This is a genomic window from uncultured Haliea sp. (genome assembly GCF_963973825.1).
Taxonomy (GTDB): domain Bacteria; phylum Pseudomonadota; class Gammaproteobacteria; order Pseudomonadales; family Halieaceae; genus Haliea.
Map to the genome: position 1 here is coordinate 19,865 of NZ_CAXBAE010000012.1, position 21,862 is coordinate 41,726.

At 65.1% G+C, this 21,862-nt stretch carries 16 protein-coding genes; 8 read left to right on the forward strand and 8 right to left on the reverse strand.

From position 1 onward, the window contains the following. Positions 1–2: 2 nt before the first annotated feature. Genes AACZ17_RS13510 through AACZ17_RS13525 form a run of 4 tightly spaced genes read right to left on the reverse strand, consistent with a single transcriptional unit; the run spans position 3 to position 3,553 of the window. Positions 3–1,061 carry an alpha/beta hydrolase gene (locus tag AACZ17_RS13510; protein WP_339638456.1) on the reverse strand — a complete coding sequence of 353 codons (1,059 nt, stop codon included), beginning with the start codon at positions 1,059–1,061 and terminating at the stop codon, positions 3–5. 17 nt (positions 1,062–1,078) lie between these two features. Next, positions 1,079–1,936 (reverse strand): TIGR03619 family F420-dependent LLM class oxidoreductase, encoded by an 858-nt coding sequence (locus AACZ17_RS13515; RefSeq protein WP_339638457.1) that lies wholly within the window; start codon positions 1,934–1,936, stop codon positions 1,079–1,081. 44 nt (positions 1,937–1,980) lie between these two features. Further along, positions 1,981–3,108, reverse strand: coding sequence for an MltA domain-containing protein (locus tag AACZ17_RS13520; RefSeq protein ID WP_339638459.1), 1,128 nt, complete (start codon positions 3,106–3,108; stop codon positions 1,981–1,983). A 10-nt stretch (positions 3,109–3,118) separates the two neighbouring features. Continuing rightward, a complete protein-coding gene (locus AACZ17_RS13525; protein WP_339638461.1) occupies positions 3,119–3,553 on the reverse strand; it encodes an MAPEG family protein in 435 nt (144 codons plus the stop codon). Between the two features lie 132 nt (positions 3,554–3,685). Between AACZ17_RS13525 and AACZ17_RS13530 the strand changes: the two genes are divergently transcribed. From AACZ17_RS13530 to AACZ17_RS13545, 4 genes are all read left to right on the forward strand, one after another. Beyond that, positions 3,686–5,017, forward strand: a complete 1,332-nt coding sequence (locus AACZ17_RS13530; protein WP_339638462.1) for a serine hydrolase — start codon at positions 3,686–3,688, stop codon at positions 5,015–5,017. A gap of 285 nt (positions 5,018–5,302) precedes the next feature. Next, positions 5,303–5,584, forward strand: a complete 282-nt coding sequence (locus AACZ17_RS13535) for a hypothetical protein (protein WP_339638465.1) — start codon at positions 5,303–5,305, stop codon at positions 5,582–5,584. A gap of 100 nt (positions 5,585–5,684) precedes the next feature. Then, a complete protein-coding gene (locus AACZ17_RS13540; protein WP_339638467.1) occupies positions 5,685–8,069 on the forward strand; it encodes an ATP-binding protein in 2,385 nt (794 codons plus the stop codon). Then, the gene (locus AACZ17_RS13545) at positions 8,059–8,805 is read left to right on the forward strand and encodes a universal stress protein (protein ID WP_339638469.1); all 747 of its coding nucleotides are present in this window, start codon (positions 8,059–8,061) and stop codon (positions 8,803–8,805) included. The genes AACZ17_RS13540 and AACZ17_RS13545 overlap by 11 nt, the downstream gene beginning before the upstream one ends. Here AACZ17_RS13545 and AACZ17_RS13550 read toward each other — a convergent pair. After that, positions 8,780–9,250, reverse strand: a complete 471-nt coding sequence (locus AACZ17_RS13550; RefSeq protein ID WP_339638470.1) for a pyridoxamine 5'-phosphate oxidase family protein — start codon at positions 9,248–9,250, stop codon at positions 8,780–8,782. The two genes, AACZ17_RS13545 and AACZ17_RS13550, sit on opposite strands and share 26 nt — an antisense overlap. A 186-nt stretch (positions 9,251–9,436) precedes the next feature. Between AACZ17_RS13550 and AACZ17_RS13555 the strand changes: the two genes are divergently transcribed. Genes AACZ17_RS13555 through AACZ17_RS13570 form a run of 4 tightly spaced genes read left to right on the forward strand, consistent with a single transcriptional unit; the run spans position 9,437 to position 16,192 of the window. Continuing rightward, positions 9,437–11,296 carry a DUF1302 domain-containing protein gene (locus tag AACZ17_RS13555; protein WP_339638471.1) on the forward strand — a complete coding sequence of 620 codons (1,860 nt, stop codon included), beginning with the start codon at positions 9,437–9,439 and terminating at the stop codon, positions 11,294–11,296. A gap of 24 nt (positions 11,297–11,320) precedes the next feature. Continuing rightward, a complete protein-coding gene (locus tag AACZ17_RS13560; RefSeq protein ID WP_339638473.1) occupies positions 11,321–12,685 on the forward strand; it encodes a DUF1329 domain-containing protein in 1,365 nt (454 codons plus the stop codon). A 10-nt stretch (positions 12,686–12,695) separates the two neighbouring features. Next, entirely contained in the window at positions 12,696–13,835 is a 1,140-nt protein-coding gene (locus AACZ17_RS13565) for a YCF48-related protein (RefSeq protein WP_339638475.1), read from the forward strand. Then, on the forward strand, positions 13,832–16,192 hold the full coding sequence (locus tag AACZ17_RS13570) for an MMPL family transporter (protein ID WP_339638477.1): 2,361 nt from the start codon (positions 13,832–13,834) through the stop codon (positions 16,190–16,192). Before AACZ17_RS13565 ends, AACZ17_RS13570 begins: the two co-directional genes overlap by 4 nt. Here AACZ17_RS13570 and AACZ17_RS13575 read toward each other — a convergent pair. Genes AACZ17_RS13575 through AACZ17_RS13585 form a run of 3 tightly spaced genes read right to left on the reverse strand, consistent with a single transcriptional unit; the run spans position 16,182 to position 21,786 of the window. Continuing rightward, positions 16,182–18,119, reverse strand: coding sequence for a PQQ-binding-like beta-propeller repeat protein (locus tag AACZ17_RS13575; protein WP_339638479.1), 1,938 nt, complete (start codon positions 18,117–18,119; stop codon positions 16,182–16,184). The two genes, AACZ17_RS13570 and AACZ17_RS13575, sit on opposite strands and share 11 nt — an antisense overlap. Continuing rightward, a complete protein-coding gene (locus AACZ17_RS13580) occupies positions 18,116–20,026 on the reverse strand; it encodes a pyrroloquinoline quinone-dependent dehydrogenase (RefSeq protein ID WP_339638481.1) in 1,911 nt (636 codons plus the stop codon). Before AACZ17_RS13580 ends, AACZ17_RS13575 begins: the two co-directional genes overlap by 4 nt. Continuing rightward, a complete protein-coding gene (locus AACZ17_RS13585) occupies positions 20,023–21,786 on the reverse strand; it encodes a lyase (protein WP_339638483.1) in 1,764 nt (587 codons plus the stop codon). The genes AACZ17_RS13580 and AACZ17_RS13585 overlap by 4 nt, the downstream gene beginning before the upstream one ends. Positions 21,787–21,862: the final 76 nt, after the last annotated feature.

Here is a 21,862-nt window from a genome sequence, read left to right on the forward strand (position 1 = left end):
GGTTATTGCCTGGCGGGCAGCGTATCCAGAAAGCGCAACAGGGCACGGTTGAATGCCTCGGGCTGTTCCTGCTGCACGAAGTGGCCGGCCCCCGGTATCAGCTCGACACCGCGCAGGTCGCTGGAGCAGCGCGCCAGTACGGCGAGCGCATCGTCGCCAATCATCTGCAGCACCGGGTCTGCGCTCCCGGCGATGAACAGCGACGGCGGCGTCACCCGGGCATCCGCCCACGCCCGACCAATCTCCCAGTTGCGGTCCGCGACCCGGTAGGAGTTGATGCCACCGATGAACTCCAACCCCGGCGCGCAGTGGGTGAATTCGTCGACGTAGGTCTGCAGGTCCTGTTCCGTCATCCACGGCCAGGGGAGGGGTATCGAGGGGTCCGCGAGCACATCGAGGTAGCTGTTGCCCTCGGTGGAGAAGCGGGTCCAGTCCAGCAGGTGACCGTCGGCGCACAGTGCCCAGAACAGGCGGGTCAGGAACAGGCGCGGGTTCTGCGCCAGCTCGCGCTCCGGCCGCTCCGGCTGTTGATAGTAGTGCATGTGGTAGAAGTGCTGCGCCGCAACCTCGGCAAAGCAGGTGCTCGGTGCCTTGTCCGGACGGGCAAAGGCGCGCGGGTATGCGCTGCCCGGGGGCGGGTTGGCGCCGGCGCCGCCGCGTCCGGCGAGGTCGAAATCGTAGGGGCAGGCGACGCCGACCACCGCCATGACACGGTCCGGGTGACGCACGGCCACGTTGTAGACCTGCGCCGCGCCGAAGTCGTGCCCCACCAGCACCGCGCGCGACAGGCCCAGGTGATCCATCAGGCCCAGCACATCCCCTACGGTGTGCTCGCTGTCATACAGCATCGGGTCGGTGGGTCGACTGGAGCGGCCATAGCCGCGCTGGTCGAAGGCCACGGCGTTGAAGCCTGCGCTGGCCACAGCCGGCAACTGGTGACGCCAGCTGTAGGCGAGCCCCGGGAAACCGTGGCAAAAAATCACCCAGGGTTGCTCCGCCCCGGCGCGACACTCAACGTAATGCAAGGTCACGCCATCACGTACCACGCTGCCATAGTTCATTGCGGTCACCCTGGCGCTCAGCGCGGTTTGATGAAACGGTCGGCAAACTGCTCCATGGCTTCCAGCTTGGCCTCCAGCGGGTGGAAGGCCGGGTCGTCAACGGTCCAGGCCATGGCGATGGTGCCGTCGATGCCCCAGTCCTCCAACTGGTGGTAGATGCCGGGGTCCGGCTCGGTCTGCGGCATCACAAAGCGGCCGAAGGGCTCTGTACCACGTTCCGCCTCGACGATCGCGCGCTCGGCGTTGAGCCGATCCAGCAGCTCGCGGATCTCCGCCATCGGGTAGTTCATGCCCATCCAGCCATCGAAGCGCGCTGCGCGGCGCAGGGCCGCAGGGGATTTGCCGCCAATCCATACCGGTACTTTGCCGGGCACCGGAAACTGCCCGGTGGGCGGGAAGCGGTAGAAGGCGTTGTCCGCTTCCGCCATGCCGTCTTCCCAGAAATCCTGCATCACCTCCAGCATCGCGTCCATGCGCTTGCCGCGGTTACGCGGGTCGTGGCCGAGCACGGCAATCTCATCCTCGCACCAGCCGGCGCCCACGCCAAACACGAACCGATTGTCTGTCTGCATGGCAAGCGTGGCGGCCTGTTTTGCCGCGCTGAACGGCTCGCGCATGGTCAGCACATACACGTAGGTCATGAAGCGCAGTTGTTCCGTCACTGCCGCCATGGTGGCGATGGTGATCATGGGGTCGGGAAAGCGAGTGTGGGCGTGGATGTGGCGCTGCCCGGAGGGATGCACAGCGGTGTAGTCGCGGGGAATGGCCACGTGATCCGACACCGCAATGCCGGCATAGCCCATTTTTTCCGCCGCCGCGGCAACCTGTTTTACCTGATCGTTACCTTCGTGAAACCAGGCCAGCCAGTACTCCATACAACCTCCCGAGTGGTGTGATGCGGGCCGGGCCGGCTTGCGACTTACTCCCGTTTCAGCAGCAGCCAGGCGTCGGCATAGTCGCCAATGTGGCGGTTTGCCGCATGATACCCCGCCCAATCGCGGTAGTAGCCGCTCAGCCAGTCGAGCTGGTACAGATTGTCATGAAAAGCGCCGCCGGTGTCCGCCATCACGTTCAGCCGGTACGTGGGCTGGCCCGCTTCCGCGGTGCGCAGCAGCACCAGGCGTCCGAGGCCGAGCTGGAAAATATCCCCCGCCACGGTCACCAGGGGCTGCACGCGAATCTTGTAGTCGGCGTCCTTGCCATAGCCGAGCACGCCGGGTACTTCCTTGAAGAACCAATAGCGCTCTTGCTCTTCGGGTTTCCGCGTGCGGTCGTAGGCGATGCCGTTATTGCGGTGGACGTTGAAGTAGCGTTTCTGGCCGTTGGCGCCCTCGACCACGGCGGTGCCCTGCAGCAGGGCGCCTTCCAGGTCGGCCCGGCTCAGCCAGATCAGCGGCGGCGCGCGCTGGGCCATGGCACTGGCGGTTGCCGAGTTGGTCTCCTGCGCCACGATGGCCTGCTTGCCGAACTGGAAGCGGGTGATAGCGCTGCCCAGCGCGTCCGCCTCGTCCAGGGTCAGCTGTGCCTCATCGTGGGGCAGGCCGTAGAGCGCGTGCGGCGTGGCGGGGGATGGCTGCTCGCTGCCCGACGCCACGCGCACGTAGTACTTGGTCATCAGCAGGCGTTCGGCCGGCAGGTTCTGCAGTAGCGGCTTGCCGCTGGCCAGCTGCGCTGCCCGCGCACGGTCCGGCTGCCAGCGCAGCAGTTCGAAGTGCTGCTGCACAAACGCCGGGTCGGCAAGACGCGATGGGCGCCCCAGGCGCGCATCCTCCGCCTGGACTGCACACACGAAGTCCAGCGTGGCGCGGATGCGCTCGGGTGGCGTCCGCAACCACGCCGTGGTACCGCCGTGAATTGCAGCCGGGTCGTAGGCGTTGCCGCGGGCCAGGTAATCCGCTGTGGCGGCGGCAACGTCGCACAGTGCATCACCGTGATCCACCCAGTGTCCGGGCGGCAGGGCCTGGGCGGGCTGGAACGTGGGGGCCGCGAGTGCGCTGATGCTGCCTGACAGCAGGGCGGCCAGGAGGGTCCTGAAGAGGAGAGCCATGCGGGGTGTCCTAGAGGGTGGCGCGTACCGCGATGGCGGCCAGGCCGGCGAGTGCCAGCGAGGACAGCAGGAACAGCAGGAAGCGCACCGGCACGTAGTTGGTGGTGACCTGCACGATACTGTGCGCGATGCGCAGCAGCAGGTAGGCCCAGGCCAGCTGAACGGCGAGGCTGCTGTCGATGCCGGTGATCGCCAGAATGCAGCACAGCGCGTAGAACACCGTGGGCTGTTCGTGCAGGTGCGTATAGTTGTGCGCCTTCCAGTTCACGTGGTCGGGCAGTACCCCTTCGAGGTCGGCGCCGCGGCGGCCACCCGGCTGTGGCTTGGACAGATCCAGCCCCGATTTGCTCATGGCGGGCAGGCGGGTAGCGGCCATCCAGATCAGCATCACCAGGGACCAGCTGGCGAGGAGGGCGGCGGGGGCAAGGATTTCCAGGGCGGGCATGGCGTACACTCTTGGTGACAGGGTGTAGCGAGTAGAACTGATCGCGCGGCTTGGCGTCAAGCCTGTTTCTGGCGCAGCAGGTTCTGACGTAAGCTGGCGGTGCTGTGCCCTGCGCTGATACGGAAACTGCTGATGAAACCTGTGTTGCTGATTTTCCTGCCGCTATTGACCGTGTTGTTCGTGGCGCCCCCCGCGTTGCTGGGTACGCCGCTCTGGCAGCTGGGCAACGCCCTTGCGCTGGCCACCGGGCTCGGTGCCAAGCTGGCCTGTTCCGGGCGTTTTGTCAGCGGCTTCGACGACCAGCGCATACTGGATGACCTGGCCAGTTACGCAGAGGTCAATCGCCGGCTGTCGCTGGACTTCACGGCCGACGGTGTGCGGGTCACCCTGTTTGGTCTGGCGGCCACCTCCGCGACCTACCGCCCCGGGCTGGGCTGCACCCTCGATACTGGCGATGCGGCGCTGCTTGATGGGTTGTCGGTGCCACCCGGGGCAGCGTCACCCGGCATGCCGCTTGCGGTGGCTATCGCGGATCCGGCGCAACAGGCGACGCAGGCCGTGCTGAGGGCCGATAACGCCGAGGGGTTGCAGACCCGCGCCCTGCTGGTGCTGCAGGGGGACACCCTGATTGCCGAGAGCTATGCGCCGGGCTTTGATGCCGGTTCCCGCCTGCTGGGCTGGTCGATGGGCAAATCCCTGATGGCCATTGTGATTGGCCGCATGGAGGCGCTGGAGATCATTCCCGCCGGTGTCCCGGGGCCGCTGTTTCCTGAATGGGCCCAGGATGATCGCGCGCGTATTGGCCTGACCGAGGTGTTGCAGATGACCTCCGGGCTGGGCTGGCAAGAGGACTACGTGCCGGGCAGCGATTCCACGCGAATGCTGTTTCGCGCACCCAGCGCCTCGGCGGTGGCACTGGCGAGCCCGGCGGAACACCCGCCCGGAGAACAGTTCTACTACTCCTCGGGCAGCACCAACCTGCTGGCGCGTTTCGCCGCGGAGCGGCTGGGCGGCCCGCAGGCGCAGCTGGACTTCCTGCAGCGCGAAGTGCTGCAACCCCTGGGGATGGCGGGCGCGGTGCTGGAAGTGGATCCCACCGGGCTTGTGGTCGCCAGTTCCTTCGTCTACGCCACCGCCCGTGACTGGGTGCGGCTTGGCAGACTCCTGCTGGACCAGGGTGCCGTCAACGGTCGCCCCTTTCTGCCGCCGGACTGGGTGGCCCGCGCGACCCGGCCGAATAACAGCCTCAACGACCCACGCTACGGTTACCAGCTGTGGCTGAACGGCGGCGGCAGCGAACTCCGCTGGCCCGGCCTGCCGCCCGATGCGTATGCCATGCTGGGTAACCGGGGGCAGGCGGTGCTCGTGCTGCCCGACGAGGCGCTGGTGCTGGTGCGTCTGGGCTGGACGGCAGGGGATTATCCGCTGGCGCAGAAGATGGGCGGCCTGCTGTCGAGGCTCTGATGGCTGGGTAACACTCTGGACAATACCGGTACGGTAATTTTCACAATTTCCCGATTGTTTTTGTCAGGTATTAAAATAACCCTATAAAACATAGATTTAAGGCATAGTCCTAGAAAGTGCTGAGAAATATACAACCCTCAGATGGCGATCATGACAAACAATTCATGATCCATTCACCTTTAAAATGAGTAAAAGCGTTACCATATGTGAAGTGTGGTAACAAACCGGCAAGACGAGAGGTGGCAGATGGTCTGCAACCGTTGCCGGCATCTGAGGAGAGTGGAAATGAAAATGTTGGCTGCAACAGCCAGGCTCGGCACCCTGGCGCTTACCGCTGCCCTGGGCAGCACCGCCTTCGCGCAGACGGCCGAACAGGAGGGCCGCATGCTGCTGGCCATGAACGAACCGGCGCTGAGCGCAGACTGGCAACCGGCCACGCGTGCAGAGGAGCAGGCCCAGGCCGAGGCCGTCGAGCGCGAACTGGCGGTATCCGCCGAGGCGATCTCGCGCAAGCTCGACGAACAGTTGGAAGACCGGCTGTCACGCAAGCTGGAGATGTCCATCTAGGCGCCGCCTGTTGATGTGAACCCGGGGCGACTGCCTCGGGTTTTTTTTGCCCGCCGCCTGCTATGATTCGCTTTCCCGTTGTTGCAAAGGAGGGCGCTCAATGCTGGAACCACTGGCCGCGGAACAGATCTACCGCGCCTGCTCGGGCGAAGGATTCGATTTCACCACCACGGAAGGCCTGGAGCCCCTGGACCTCCTGTACGGTCACGACCGGGCGCGCGAAGCGCTCAGTTTCGGCACCGCCATTCGCAGCGACGGGTTCAACCTCTATGTGCTGGGGGACCCCGGCCACGGGCGTCACGACCTGGTGGAGCAGTTCCTGGCGCAGCGTGCTGCGGCGGAGGACACGCCGGGTGACTGGGCCTACCGTTACAATTTCGACGACCCTACCTCACCGCGGTATCTGGCGCTGCCCGCCGGCATGGGGCGGCAACTGGTGGCCGACCTCACGCAACTGGTGGACGAACTCCGGGCGGCCATCCCCGCACTGCTCGAAAGCGAGGAGTACCAGAACCGCCTGCAGGACCTGAACCAGGCCATGGGGGAGCGTCAGCGCGATGCCATCGAGGCGATCCGCCGGGAGGCCCGTGAGCAGGACATCCTGCTGGTTTCCACGCCCAACGGATTCACTTTCGCGCCGGTTGACGGCAAAGCCGATAGCGACGCGATGATGTCGCCCGAAGATTTTCGTGCCCTGCCCAAAGGGGACAAGGAGCGCATCGAGGCGACGGTGGAGATTCTGCAGCGCAAGCTGACGCAGGCCATCCGCCAGATGCCCCTGCTGGCCCGGGAGCTGCGCCAGCAGGTGGATACCCTCAACGCCGAAATGCTGACGACCGCCATCGGCGCACCGCTGAACGAGCTGGAGGAGCGCTATCGGCAGCAGCCCGCGGTGCTGGAGCACCTGGATGCCTGTCGCCAGGCGGTGCTGTCCCACGCCGCCGCGTTCCTCGCCGAGAATCCGGAGCTGTCTCCCGAGGCGGTGTTCAGCCGGTTCCAGGTCAATCTGCTGGTGGACAACGCGGAGGCGAAGGGGGCGCCGGTGGTCTATCAGGACCTGCCCAGTCACCAGCACCTGGTGGGTCGTACCGAACATCATGTGCACAACGGCACCCTGGTGACGGATTTTTCCCTGATCCGTGCCGGCGCACTGCACCGGGCCAATGGCGGGTACCTGGTGCTCGATGTGCGCGGCCTGCTGACCCAGCCCGGCGCCTGGGAAACGCTGAAACGGGTGCTGCGGGCGGGGCAGATCCGCACCGAGAGTCTGGAGCAGGCCTACGGCCTGATCAGCACCGTGAGCCTGGAGCCCGAACCCATTCCGCTGGATGTGAAGGTGGTGCTGTTGGGGGAGCGTCTGTTCTATTACCTCCTCTGCGAACACGACCCGGAATTCCTGGAACTGTTCAAGGTACAGGCCGACCTGGAGGATACGCTGGACCGCGATCCCGCCAACCAGGCGCTGTATGCGCGGATGATCGCGACACTGGCCCGGGACGCCGGACTGCAGCCTCTCGATCGCGGCGGTGTGGCCGCGGTGATCGAGCGCGCCAGTCGCCTGGCCTCGGACCAGCGCAAGCTGACCGCGCGCCAGCGTGAACTGCGCGACCTGCTGCGGGAGGCGCAGCACTGGGCAATGGAGGCGGGTGCGACGACCATTGGCCGCGAACACGTGGAAACGGCGATTGAGCAGCAGTTGCGGCGCGCCAGCCGCCTGCGCGAGCGCAGTCACGAGGCGATCCACCGCGGCATCGTCATGATTGCCACCCAGGGTGAGGCCGTGGGGCAGGTCAACGGCCTGTCGGTCCTGTCGCTGGGTGACTTCGCGTTCGGCCAGCCGTCGCGCATCACGGCCACCGCGCGGCCCGGCAGCGGCCAGCTGGTGGATATCGAGCGGGAGGCGCGCATGGGCGGGCGCATACACACCAAGGGCGTGATGATCATCGCCCGCTACCTGGCGAACCGCTACGCGCCGGACACCACGCTGTCGCTGTCCGCCAGCCTCGCGTTCGAGCAGTCCTACGGTGGTGTTGACGGTGACAGTGCCTCGGTGGCGGAGATCTGCGCCCTGGTGTCGGCCATCAGCAAGGTGCCGTTGAAGCAGGCCTTTGCGGTGACCGGTTCGGTGAACCAGCGGGGTGAGGTGCAGGCCGTTGGTGGGGTGAACGAGAAGATCGAGGGCTTCTTTGATGTCTGCGCCGCGCGGGGCGAGGTGGACGGCCACGCGGTGTTGCTGCCAGCGAGCAATGTCGAACACCTCATGCTGAAGCAGGCGGTGCGTGCGGCCGTCGAGGCCGGGCGCTTCCGCATCTACGCCATTCACCATGTGGACGATGCCCTGGCACTGCTCACCGGGCTGGCACCGTCCGAGCTGGAGCAGCGCGTCACCCGGCGGCTCGCGGCGTTCTCCGCGGCGGTCAAGGCGGCGCGGGCGGATGATGATAGCGCCGCGCCCTCGAGTGAGGAGGCGGACGATGAACAGTGAGGCGTTGCAGCAACAGCAGGCGCGCCGCGTGCTTGCCATGTTGGATGCGTCGCGCCACAGCCTGGCGGCGCTGCGGGCCGCCGTAGAGCTCGCGCATGCGCACCGGGCGGAGCTGGTGGCCCTGTATGTGGAAGACGAAAACCTGCTGCGTTCGGCGGACTTTCCCTTCGCCCGTGAAGTCGGCGCGCGTACCGGGCTGGCCAGGCCGCTGACGGTCACGGCGATGCAGGCCACGCTGTCGCGGCAGCGGCAGCAGGTCAACCGCGCCCTGGAATCCGCAGCGGCCGGGCGCAGCCTGCGCTATTCACTGCAGGTGCGTCGCGGCGGCGTTGTCGCCGCCACGCTGGCCCAGGTCGGCCCCGCCGATATGCTGGTGCTGGGCAAGGCCGGGCTGTCTGCCTACTGTGGTGGTGTGCGGTTGGGTTCCACCTGCCGCGCGCTGCTGCAGCAGGCACCCTGCACGGTGCTGGTGTACGATGAGAAGGCGCCGTTACGCCCCGGGCCGCTGCGTGTGCTTTCACAGCCGGTGCCGTCAGAGCTGTTGCAGCTACCGCTGTGCACCGAGGTCGAGGCGCTGCAGGCGCGTTCGGCGCGAGCGCTTGAACAGCAACTGCAGCGTGCCAGCTGCGGCGCACTGCTGCTGCGTCGCGCGGAGTTCAGGGTGCTTGCGGATGAAGACGCGCAGCTGCTGGCCAGGATTCCGGTGCCGGTTATCGTGCTGCCGGATCCGGAGTGACGTCCGCCATCCGCTGGCGGTAGTCCCAGGTGAAGATGCGCTCGGGTTGCACGCGTATCAGCATTTCTTCGGCCTTGCGCGAGAGCAGCCAGTTGCCGACCCGCGATTCCTGCTGCCCCAGGTAGCGTTCCAGCAGCACCTCGAGCAGATCGCTGTCGCCCAGGGGGGTCATGCTGGCCCGCCCCTGGCCCCGGGCCCCGTGGTAGGGCGGCTCGTTGGGAGAGATTTCAAAACCGACCCGCGGATCGCGCTGCAGCAGCTTCACCAGCGCTGACTTGCGGTGCGACACGCAGAGCAGGGCCTCCTCGGCAAATGCGTACCACACCGAGACCACCCGCGGGTAGCCGTCGGTGCCGGTGCTGGCAAGGCGCAGCGGGAAGGTGCTTTCGCGCAGAAAGTCGTAGGTGTCCTCGAGGGACCAGGGTCCCTTCAACGTCGGTGTCATGAGCATCTTCAATCCATTGCCAGCCTGCAGTATAGGGCCCTTGTCCCCCAGCGTGAATGGCTGCACGCGGTATATTGCGATATGGGCAAAAATTGATCCTGAGCAACATTCCTGTGCCGATACCGGGTGATACTGCTATCCTATAGCCAAGATAAATCCTAACAAAAGACAGCAGGAGCGCTGATTGTGAAAAAACAGCCCGGATGCTTTATTCCGCACCGTAAATCCACGTTGATCCTGGCCCTGGTGGCCGCCGGCATGGCACTTCCCGCTTCGTCCCAGACCTTCCAGCTGGGGCCCTTCGAAGGCAATTTCTCCTCGAACATCTCTGTGGGCGCAAGTTGGCGCACGGAGGCCGCCGACCTCGGCGTATTGTCCCCGGGGAACACGGATGGGCGCGGTCGAGCGTCTTCCAGCACGGCGGATGACGGCAACCTCAACTACGACCGCGGCGACATGTTCTCCCTGCAGGTACGGGGTATCCACGACCTCGAACTGGCGGCGGACACCTACGGCATGTTCACCCGCGTGAAGTACTGGTACGACCACGAAGTGGGCACCAGCGATGTGCCCCACGGCCACGCGGCCAACGGCTACCAGCCGAACCGCAAGCTCGATACCTCCGACTTCGAATCGCTGGCGCAGTACAGCGGTATCGAATTTCTCGACTACTACGTGTACGGCAGTTTCCAGCTGGGTGAAAGTCCGCTGGAATTGCGGGCCGGTAACATGGTGCTGAGCTGGGGCGAAAGCACGTTTATCCAGAACGGTGTGAACGTCATCAACCCCTTCGACGTTACCGCCCTGCGCAAGCCGGGTTCGGAAATCAAGGAAGCGCTGCTGCCCGTCGGCATGGTGTACGCCAACTACGGCCTCACCTACGACCTCAGCGTGGAAGGCTTTGTGCAGTACGACTGGCAGCGCACCATCCTCGATGAGTGCGGCACCTACTGGAACGCCGCGGACCCCTACGGCGGCGGCTGCGACTACCTCACCATTTCCAATGCCATCCCGGATGGCGAGGCGGAGGCCGCCGGCCTGATCCTGCCCCGGGGCGCGGATGACGAGGCATCGGATTCCGGGCAATGGGGCCTGGCGTTGCGCTACTACGTGGAAGAACTGAACGGCACCGAGTTCGGCCTGTACTACATGAACTACCACAGCCGCACCCCGATCTTCAGCGCCACCAACGCCACACAGAGCTTCGGCCTGCCGGTGAACTTTGGTGCCAACCCCGAGTTTTTCTTCGAGTTCCCCGAAGATATTGAACTCTGGGGCCTGACCTTCGCGACCAATGTGGGCGACTGGGCGGTATCCGGTGAGTTGAGCTACCGTCCGGACTTCCCGCTGCAGATCAACACCACGGACCTGTTGCAGGCAGTGGCGCTGGGCACGGCGGCGGAATGGTCGCGCATGCTGTCGCGCTCGCTCGAGCAGGGGCCCGGTGGCTACGTTGCGGGCTACGACGACGTGTCCTACACCCAGTTCCAGATGACGTTCATCAAGTTTTTCGAGCAGGTGCTCGGGGCGCAGCGTCTGTCGTTCGCCAGCGAGGTGGGTGCCGTGTGGCTGAACGGTATGGACGACAGCATCAACTACGGCCGTTCGCCCAATTACGGCGTGGGTGACTTCGAGCCCTTCGCCAGCAACTTTGCCCTGTGGCCCGGGTCCCCCATCGCCTGTGATTCCCACCCCGCGGCAGAGGCCTTCGCCGGTATTCGTCCCAACAGCAACGGCGACTACTGCACCAACGATGGCTTCACCGATGACTTCTCCTGGGGTTACCGGGTGCGCGCCGGCCTCGAATACACCGACGTGATGGCAGGTATCAACCTGACGCCCAATATGGCATGGTCGCACGATGTACGGGGCAATTCGCCAGCACCGAACTTTGTCGAGGACCGTATAGCCTTGAGTGTGGGTGTTACGGCAGACTACCTCAACGTGTACCGCGCCGATCTGTCCTACACCAGTTTCTTCGGGGCGGATTATGACGAGTTGAAGGACCGTGACTTTGTCTCCCTCAGCTTCTCGGTGGCGTTCTAGACCTAACGATAAAAGGAGTTACACATGAACAAGAGATTGATCGCCATGGGCCTGGCGTCGCTGCTCGGCATGGGCAGCAGCCTGGCTCTGGCCAAGGTCAGCCCGGAACAGGCCGCACGCCTCGGCGGCGAAGAACTGACACCGATGGGCGCGGAGCGCGCCGGCAACGCGGACGGCAGCATTCCGCGCTGGGAGGGCGGTTACCAGGAGCTGCCCGAGGGCTACACGCCGGGCGAGCGTCTGGTGGATCCGTTCAGCGCTGACCAGCCACTGTTTACCATCACCGCGGACAACGTGGACCAGTATGCGGACAAGTTGTCGCCCGGGCAGATTGCCATGTTCCGGCGTTACCCCGATACCTACCAGATGCCGGTCTATCCGTCGCGCCGCAGCGCGCGCCTGCCGGAATCCGAGTACACGCTGATCAAGGAGTGGGCGACCAAAACCGACCTGGTGGCGGGCGGCAACGGCCTTGTGGACTTCAAGGCCAACGTGCCTTTCCCGATACCGCAGAGCGGCATTGAGGTGATCTGGAACCACATCACGCGCTACCGCACACCGCTGGGTGTGAAGCGGCGCTACATCCAGGCGCCGGTGCAGGCCAATGGCGCCTTCGCGCCCGTGCTGTTCGAGGAAGAGGCGATTTTCGCCAACCGTTTCCCCGATAACCCCAACCCCAACCGCCTGTTTGTCTTCCTGCAGCGCATCCTCGCCCCGGCCCGCCTTGAGGGCGATGTGCTGCTGGTACACGAGAACGTGGACCAGGTGAAAGAGCCGCGTTCGGCATGGGTCTATAACGCCGGCCAGCGACGTGTGCGGCGCGCGCCGAACATCGCCTATGACGGCCCGGGTGTGGCCTCCGACGGTCTGCGTACTGCGGATGACCTCGATCTGTTCAATGGTGCTCCCGATCGCTACGACTGGGAGCTGGTTGGCAAGCGCGAGCTCTATATTCCCTACAACGCCTATGCCCTGCGTCGTGGCGACCTGGCCTACACCGATATCATCAAGCCCGGTCACATGGACCCGCAGTACCTGCGTTATGAACTGCACCGTGTGTGGGTGGTGGAGGCAACCCTGAAAGAGGATGCACGTCACATCTACGCCCGCCGCACGTTCTACGTGGATGAGGATACCTGGCAGATCGCTGTGGTGGATCACTATGACGGTCGTGGTGAGCTGTGGAAAATGAAAGAAGGGCACATGGTGATGCACTACCAGGTTGCGGTGCCCTGGCTCGCCGCAGAGTCTCTGCACGACCTGATCTCCGGTCGCTATGTGGTGATCGGCCTCGACAACGAAGAGCGTGGCTACCAGTACGACTTCGACTACGTGGGTAATTTTGAGGACTTCACCCCGGCGGCCCTGCGCCGTGCCGGCCGCCGCTAGGTAGGCCGCCGTGTGTAGCGCAGGAGCGGTGAAGGGCCTGGTGCGGCCTTTCACCTGGCTGTTGGGCTTGCTGGTTCTTGCGCTGCCTGCGCAAGCTGGCGAGGAGTTTGCGTTTCTGCCCGCGGTGCGCATGGATGACCCGCAGCATGCGCAGTTGCTGGATATAGCACTGGCGGGTGAGCGCCTGGTCGCGGTCGGTGAGCGCGGGGTGATCGTGCTCAGCGATGACCACGGGGCGAGCTGGCAGCAGGCCGAGGTGCCGGTCAGTGCCACCCTCACCGCACTGCATTTCCCGCAGCCCGACGTAGGCTGGGCGGTGGGCCACTCCGGTGTCATTCTGCACACCACCGATGGTGGGCTCAGCTGGTCACTGCAGTTTGACGGGCGCGATGCCAACCGGCAGTACCTGGCCTGGGCAGAATCCCGCGTTGCCGCGCTGGAGGACGCCGTAGCCGCCAATGAGGATCCCGAGCAGCAGGACGCGCTGGAATACGCATTGGATGACGCCGTGTTTGCGGTAGACGATGCCACTGAGGCGATCGAGACCGGGCCGGCCGACCCGTTCCTGGATGTGCTTTTCCTGGACGCCAGCACCGGCTTTGCCGTGGGCGCCTACGGCATGCTGTACCGCACCGATAACGCCGGCCAGGACTGGCAGATCGCCGTGGACGGCGTGGCCAATCCGGATCGCTTCCACTACTACGCAATGGCCGCGGGCGCCGATGGTCGCCTCTATCTCAGCGGCGAGGCCGGCCTGCTGTATTACTCTGCGGACCGGGGCGCGAACTGGACCCGGGTTGAAGATCTGTACGACGGCTCACTGTTCGGCGCCGTCGTCAGCGAGGGCACCGTCTACGCCTTCGGCCTGCGCGGTCACGTCTTTGCCTCCGCGGACGAGGGTGTGAACTGGGTTGAACTGGCCAACGACGAGCGCAGCAGCCTCTACGGCGGGGTGCGTCTGGCCGACGGACGCGCCCTGATGGTGGGCTCCGGTGGTCTTGTGCTGGCCTATGACGCGGGCGGCAATCGGCAGGCCTGGCGACATCCGTCCCGCGCCAGCCTGTCGTCGGCGGTGCAGGCTGGCAATGGCGATATCTGGCTGGTTGGCATGAAAGGCCTGACGGCACTGAGTGAGGCAAAATCCCTGTGACTGATCACGAAAGCACCACCCTGGAACCGGAAGACGGTCGCCTGCGTCCGCTGTTGGGCACCTTGCTGATGCGGGCGCGCCTGCCGCTGATCCTGCTGTTTGCTGCGGCGACCGTGTTCTTCGCCTGGCAGGCCAGCCAGCTGCAGCCGGATGCCAGCTTCGAAAAGATGCTGCCCACCTCGCACCCGTACATCCAGAATTTCCTCAACCGGCAGGATGACCTGAAGGGCCTGGGCAATTCGGTGCGCATCATTGTCGAAAGCCGCAACGGCGACATCTTCACGGCTGAGTTCCAGGATCTGCTGAAGCAGATCACCGACGAGGTGTTCTACGTCAACGGCGTGGACCGTTCGGCGCTGCAGTCCCTGTGGACCCCGAACACGCGCTGGATGGAGGTCACGGAGGAGGGCTTCGTCGGCGGTGCGGTCATCCCCGACGATTACGACGGCAGCGAACGCACCCTGGCCAAGCTGCGCGAAAACGTGCTCAAGTCGGGGCAGATCGGGCGTATCGTCGCCAACGATTTTCAGTCCACGATTATTGTTGCGCCCCTGATCGAGACGGACCCGAATACGGGCGAGCGGCTCGATTACGCACAGTTCTCGCGAGACCTGGAAGAGATGGTGCGCGAGAAGTACCAGTCTGACGATATCAATATACGTATCACCGGTTTTGCCAAGTTGATCGGCGACCTGATTGAAGGTGCCACGCTGGTCGGGCTGTTTTTCCTGGTCGCCTTCGCGATTACCGCGGTGATGCTGTTTCTCTACTCCCGCTGTGGCTGGCTGACTTCTGCCGCGCTGCTCTGTTCCACGGTTGCCGTGGTGTGGCAGATGGGGCTGTTGAAACTCATGGGCATGGGTCTGGACCCGTACTCCATGCTGGTGCCGTTCCTGGTGTTCGCGGTCGGCGTCAGCCACTCGGTGCAGATCATCAACCGCTTCGGCACCTTCATCTACTTCAAGACCTCGCGTATCGAGGCGGCCAGGCTCACGTTTATCCGCCTGTCCAAGCCGGGTTTCGTCGCCCTCGTCAGCGACGGCGTGGGTTTCTTCACGCTGCGCGTGATCGACATTCCCGTGATCCAGGAACTGGCGGTGGTGGCCGCCACCGGCATCGCGGTGCTGGTGTTGACCAACCTGCTGCTGTTGCCCCTGGTGCTGACCTATACCGGAATTTCCGATCGCTGTGTCAGCTATCGGGCAACCAAGGAAAACAGCAGTTTCAGTCACTGGCGCCTGCTTGCGCGGGTGACCCACCGCGGCCCGGCGCTGACCGTGCTGGGTGTCTGTGCGCTGTTGTTTGCCGGCGGGCTGTACTACGGCCAGCACCAGAAAATCGGCGACCTGGACCCGGGTGCGCCGGAGCTGCGCCCGGATTCGCGCTACAACAAGGACAACGCCTTCCTGACCGCCAACTACAGCACCAGCACCGATGTGTTTGTGGTGATGGCGAGCACCGGCGAACAGCAGTGTGGCAGCTACGAGTTCATCTCCGCCGTGAACTATTTCCAGGGTGTGATGGAGACGGTGCCCGGCGTGCAGTCGGCCATGTCGCTGGTGGATGTGTCGAAACTGGCGATTCAGGGGATGAACGAGGGCAGCCCCAAGTGGCATGAAACCAGCCGCAACCGCTACATCCTCAACAACTCCCTGAGCAGCGCGCCCAACATGTTGCGCAACACCAACTGCTCCATGGCGCCGGTGATTCTGTTCCTCGACGACCACAAGGCCGACACCCTGGACGGCGTGGTTGCGGCGGTGAGCGAATTCGCCGAACAGCACAACAGCGACACGCTGCAGTTCGACATGGCAGCGGGGAACGCCGGTGTGGAAGCGGCGACCAATATCGTCATCCGCGAGGCGCAGACAAAAATGCTGCTCTGGGTGTACGGCGTCGTGATCGCCCTGTGCCTGATCAACTTCCGCTCACTGCGCATTACCACCTGCATTATCGTGCCGCTGATGCTGACCTCGGTCCTCGGGCAGGCCCTGATGGCTGCCCTGGGCATTGGCGTGAAGGTGGCGACGCTGCCGGTCATAGCCCTGGGGGTGGGGATTGGCGTGGATTACGGCATCTATATCTATTCCTCGCTGCAGAGCTATCTGCGCAGCGGTGAGACGCTGGAGAACGCTTATTTCTACGCCCTGAAGTCCAGCGGCACGGCGGTCGCCTTCACCGGGCTGACCCTGGCGGTCGGGGTGGGAACCTGGATGTTCTCGCCGATCAAGTTCCAGGCTGATATGGGCCTGATGCTGACCTTCATGTTCTTCTGGAACATGATTGGCGCCTTGCTCTTCCTGCCCGCCTTGGCCTGGCTGCTGTCGCCGCGGGAAAAAGTGGCCGCTAGCGCGTAACGCGGTAAGCCAGCAACACGTTCCCCGGCAGCTGGCCGAACATGCTGTAGCCCGACAGCACGTAAAGCCAGCCGTCGTACACCACCTGCCCGGTGACATCGATTGCGCCACCGTGCCCGTCGACGCCGTTGTCACCGCGCAAGGGCACGGCAGTGGCCGCCTGCCACAGCAGTTCACCGTTGCGAATATCAAAGGCACGCACACGCCCGTCCAGGGCGCCGCTGAACGCCAGCTCCGGCGTGACCGTCGTGGCGGCCGACAGGCCGTAGTAGAAGGAACAGCGGTATTGCTCGGCAAGGGGCTGGCCACCACCGGCACGGACCTGGGCCAGGCCAACCAGGGGAGCGTGTTCCATGGGGAAATCACAATCGCGACTGACCGGGTGCTCCCAGAGCAGCTCGCCGGTCACAGCATCCAGTGCATAGAGTCCCGGCGCCGGGGTATAGCCGGGGATGTCCCGCTCCGGGTCGGCCACCGGTACGATCAGGCGTTCGCCGGCAAGCCCCATGCCCCAGTGCACGCCACCATTAGTAGTCCCCTGGCTGACACGCTGCCGCCAGAGCACGGCGCCGTTGGCATCGGGGTCCAGCGCGTGCACCACACCGGATTTCTGGCCAGCCAGCAGCATCTGCCGGCCCTCGCCGGCGTCGCTGATGATGACCGAGGCACCGAAGTCGAAGTCCGGGCCGGGTTGGCTGGGGCAGTTGGCGCCGCCGTTCTGGCAGGCGGCGTTCCAGACATCATCCACCGTGGCCTGATAGCGCCAGATGGCGTCGCCGCTGTCGAGATCCAGCGCAATGATGGCATCGCTGGTATCGGTTGCGGGGCGCGACAGGTTCTGCCCGGTGCCGATGTACAGGCGGTTGCGTGCAGCGTCGATCGCCGGTGTGGTCCAGACCGAGGCGCCTGAGGGCCCGTAGCGGGCACTGCCATCTGCGTTGTGGCCCTGCAGCGTCGCGTCGGGTGTCGCATGCCAGGCCCAGAGCTGCTCGCCAGTCGCCGCATCCAGCGCGATCACACCGCCATGGGATTGGCAGCAGGCGTGGCCGGGTCCGCCCGCCACCGCAACCTCATAGGACGATACCGGCACATAGAGGCGCCCGGCATGGTGACTGATGGAGCCCGTCACCACCGAGCTCTCAAACAGCTTTGCCGGCGTTTGCCACACGGTCTCCAGCGTGTGTGGGTCCAGCGCGAAGACGGTGGCGAGCGAGTCGGCGAAGACCAGCAGGCGCTCGCCGTTGCCACCCTCTGCCACGGTGATGGCGGAGCGTACGCCGGCCATCACCTCGCGCTGGCGGTGAATGCAGCCGGTGTGGCGGTCCAGCGCATAGAGCATGCCCGCACGATCACCCAGGTACAGCGTATCGCCCAGCAGCGCGGGCTGCGAGCGCATGTCGGTGACGCGGGGCAGGGCCAGTGTCCAGGCGAGTTCCAGGGTGCCCACGTTGCTGCGGTCGATGCCGGCATCAGCGCTGCTCACGAAGCGGCGGTTGTGCGGCCCCAGCCCCCAGCTGCCAACCCGGGTGGCACCGCTGTCCAGCGGCTGTTCGCACGCTGCGTCCGCCAGCCAGTCGTACACGCCCTCGGCGGAGTCCGTCAGGTACAGGGCAATCAGGCGTCGCTGCTGCTGGCTGAGGTGTGCCGCCATGGGCTGCATTTTGCCGAACTCCAGCGCGACCAGAATGGCTTCACGGGACTGGTTCCCCAGGGCTTGGCGCGTCGGGGCTTTCATCGCGGGGTTCTCATGACAGCCCGCACAGTGCGCGTCATAGAGCCGCCCCCCGAACCAGGCCAGGGGCAGCTTGTCGGCATGGCGTATCACCAGCGCTTCGCCCGCCTTCACCGGGTCGCGAAAAACACCTTCGCTGGCCAGCCAGTAGGCGAGCGGTACCAGCAGCAGGAGAACAAGGTAGCGTTTTTTCATGGTGGGAGTCCGAAAGCGTACAGGTAATCGCCGCTGCCGCGGTTGAACATGTGGTGGCCGCCGGCATTGATCACCACGTACTGCCGCCCGCGGTAGCGGTAGGTCATGGGCGTAGCCGTGGCGTCCACCGGCAGGGTGTAGCGCCAGAGTGTCTCACCCGTGTTGACATCAAAGGCGCGGAACTGGCGGTCCATGGTGGCGGCGATGAAGAACAGGCCGCCGGCCGTGGCGATGCCGCCACCGAGGTTGGGTGTGCCCCATTCAATGTGAAAGGGTGCTTTCACCGGGCCCATTTCATGCACGGAGCCGAGTGCCGTCTCCCAGAGAATACGGCCGCCGTACAGGTCGACTGCGACCAGCTTGCCCCAGGGGGGCGGGTTGCAGGGCATGCCGAGGAAAGACTGCAGGCTGCCGATTTCGACGGCGTAGGGCGTGCCCTGCATGACCACGCGAAAACGCTTGCCGGCTGCGGGCGGCCCATTGCCAGCGGCGGCGTCGCTGCTCAGTGGCACCAGGCGGCCGCTGAAGGCGACATTGTTCACATTGACCAGCAGCAGGCCGCGTTCAGCGAGCAGGGCACCACCGCCCCAGTTGGGCCCGCCCAGGCTGCCCGGGTACATCAGTGTGGGGGTTTCGCTGATGGGTGTGAACAGTCCCAGGTTGTGCAGCTGCTCCAGTTGGTTGCGGCAGTCGGCGCGGTCCAGCGGCGTCAGGCCCCAGGCGTCGTGGGGCATCAGGAAGGAGTCCAGCAGGGGCGGCGGTGCGATAGGCTTGGGCTGGGTGAGTGCAGCGCGCTCGCCGCGCATCTGCGAGGGCGGCACGGGTTGTTCCGTCATCTCCCACAGCGACTCGCCGGTGAGGCGGTTGAGGATGAACACCAGACCCTGTTTGGTCAGTTGCACCAGCGCCGGCACGCTGACGCCGTCGCGCTGCCAGTCGAAGAGGATGGGCTGTGCCGGCGTGTCGTAGTCCCAGAGGTCGTGGCGCACGTGCTGGAAATGCCAGCGCAGGTTGCCGGTTTTCAGGTCCAGCGCAACGATGCTGTTGGCGTAGTGATTGTCGCCGACACGGTCGGCGCCGTAGTAGTCGGGGGAGGGCGAGCTGGTGGGCAGGAATACCAGCTCGTGCTCGCTATCCACCGACAGCGGCGCCCAGACGTTGGCGCTGCCGCTCCGGGGGTTGTCCAGCAGCGGGTCGAATTGCCAGAGCGGTGCGCCGCTGTGCGCGTCCAGCGCCTGTACCACGCCACGCGGCGTCTGTGCCCGGGTGAAATCGATGACGGTAGAACCGCTGATGACGACTCCGTGGGCCACTACCGGCGCCGAGGAGTTGCTGACATCGCCGGGTGCATGGCCGCTGGCGCCGTACAGTGCGACGCGCCCCGACTCGCCGAACCCGGCGCAGGGTGTTCCATCCTGTGCGTCCAGGGCCCACAGCTGACGGTCGTGCGTCGACAGGTAGAGCCGGTGTCGGCAGTGTGCCGTCGCCGCGGTTGCAGGGTCCTCGGCATAGGCCACACCGCGGCAGCGAAAGGGGCGGTCACCACCGAGGTTGATCTGCGGGTCGAAGCTCCAGCGCTGCTCTCCGCTGCCCGGGTCCAGCGCGATCACGCGGTTGAACGGAGTGCAGTAGACCAGGCTGGCCCCCGCGGCCTCCGGCAGGAGAATGGGCGTGCTCTGGGTCGAGGTCCGGGCCATGTCTTTCGCGTGCACGCGGCTGTCGCCGCTGCGAAAGGTCCAGGCCACCTGCAGCTGCGCGACGTTGTCTGTGTTGATGTCGGCCGCCGTGCTGTAATGGCGGCCACCGGGGTCACCCCCGTAGACCGGCCACTCTGCGGCCAGCGGCGCTGTCGGCAGCACCCACAGGCACAGCAGCAGGCTCCCGCTGCGCAGGCTCCTCACGTTCATGGGGAGGGCGGCGTAATGCGCAGCAAGGTGGGCTGGCCGCCTTCAGTCTGCCAGCTGGGGAAGTGGGAGTTGCTGGTGTAGACCGCGCCATCCTTCTCCGACACTTCCACATCCCGGGTGAAGAAGCGCTGCCGCGGCATCGGGTAGACGCGCCAGGCCTCTGTCGCGATGTCAAAGCTCAGCAGCGTGTCACTCTGGTTGCCGTTCACCCACACCACGCCGCGCTCACGGTCGACATTGAGCGCGTAGGGGATTTCATTGCGTACCGGCAGCGGGTATTCGCTGAAGCGGCCGCTCTCCGGTGCATACTTCACCAGCAGTGAATCCTGGAAGGCCACGATCCACAGGTTGCCCTGGGCATCGGCGCGCAGGCGTCGCGGCCCGGCATAGGGAAACGCGATCATGGTGACCTCATCCGTCGCCGGATCTATCACCGCCAGGTCGTTGGCGTACAGCCGCGCGACCCAGATGCGACCATCCGGTGCCACATCGATGCCATAGGGCATGGGCAGGCCAGTGCCCTCCCGGTCGGGATCCGGTTGTGGCCGCACCTCCGGGTCCAGGCTGAACAGCAGCGGCAGGGATTTCAGCACCAGCCACTCCTTGATACTGCGCGCGGGGAGGTCGTAGAGCGTGAATTCGGCACTGTCGCGGTCGAATCTGGCGACCTGGGAGGACAGGGCCAGGGTGAACCACACCCGGTCCTGCGCATCAATGCGGATGGTGTGAGGGTAATAGCCGCGTTCCATCTCGTGGATGGTGAAGGCCTTGGTCCGGGGATTGAACTCCAGCAATGCCTGCTGCATGGACGGGGTGATAAAGATATTGCCGTCCCGCGGCGACACCGCGAAGGAGTGCACCCCCATGTAGTTGTACATTTTGGGGAACACGGTAAAGCGGTTGCCGAGAATGCCGCCGACCTCGTCGTCCGCGCGGTGAGGCACCTTGTACACCGTGTATTCACCGCTGTCCGGTTCCACCTCGTAGAGGCGGTCGAACAGGTTGTCACCCACATAGACCATGCCGTTGGGGTGCAGCAGAAAGTCGTGCATCTGTGAGAAGCCGTCGCCGATGGGCCACTCGGTCATGCTCACCCCGGCAAGAAACTCACCCCAGGCGCGCGGTTCCGGCACGGTCTCAGGCTGCTCGCGCAGCGCGCGCAGCTCACGCTGCAGGTGTTCGGCGATCGCCCGGTGGTCTTCGGTGGGCAGTCGCGCCCCGTAACTGTTCATGCGCTCGAATACGGCCAGCCACTGCTCCACCGTGCGCTCGTTGCGCATGAACGGTGAGGCCTGCTGGTGACAGAACGCGCAGTTCAGCTGAAAGGTCTTTTTCAGTTCGGCATCACCGCCAAAGCTCAGTTGCGACAGCCAGACGTTGGAGGGAAAGCTGGCGATATACTGCTCCGGCGTCATGGTCTGCAGGGAGACTGCCAAGCTGGCGACACCGGGTTCAGCGGTGACCGTGGCGTCCACGTACCCCTGGGCGCGTACCCGCACCTGGCGGTCATCCTCCGCATCGGGCAGGCTGGCGCGACCGTCGGCGTCGGTGAAGCGGGTGAGGGTCACCGCGGCGGTATTGGTCACGCCGTGGGGCGGATAGCCGTCATCGCTGAGGTCGGCAGGAGGCAACTGCAGGGGGCTGGCCGTCACCATTGCGGTGGACACCGGATTGCCCTGGGTGTCCGTGACCTGGATATCGGTGGCGTGACTGATGGCGGCTAACAGCAGCATCGACAACGCGGGGAGGTTTCTCATCATTATGGTAGCCCCTTGTTCGAGAGAACAATGATAGCGCGCACCCCGGTGAAGCTAAAGTGCGGGGTGCAGGCCGCGC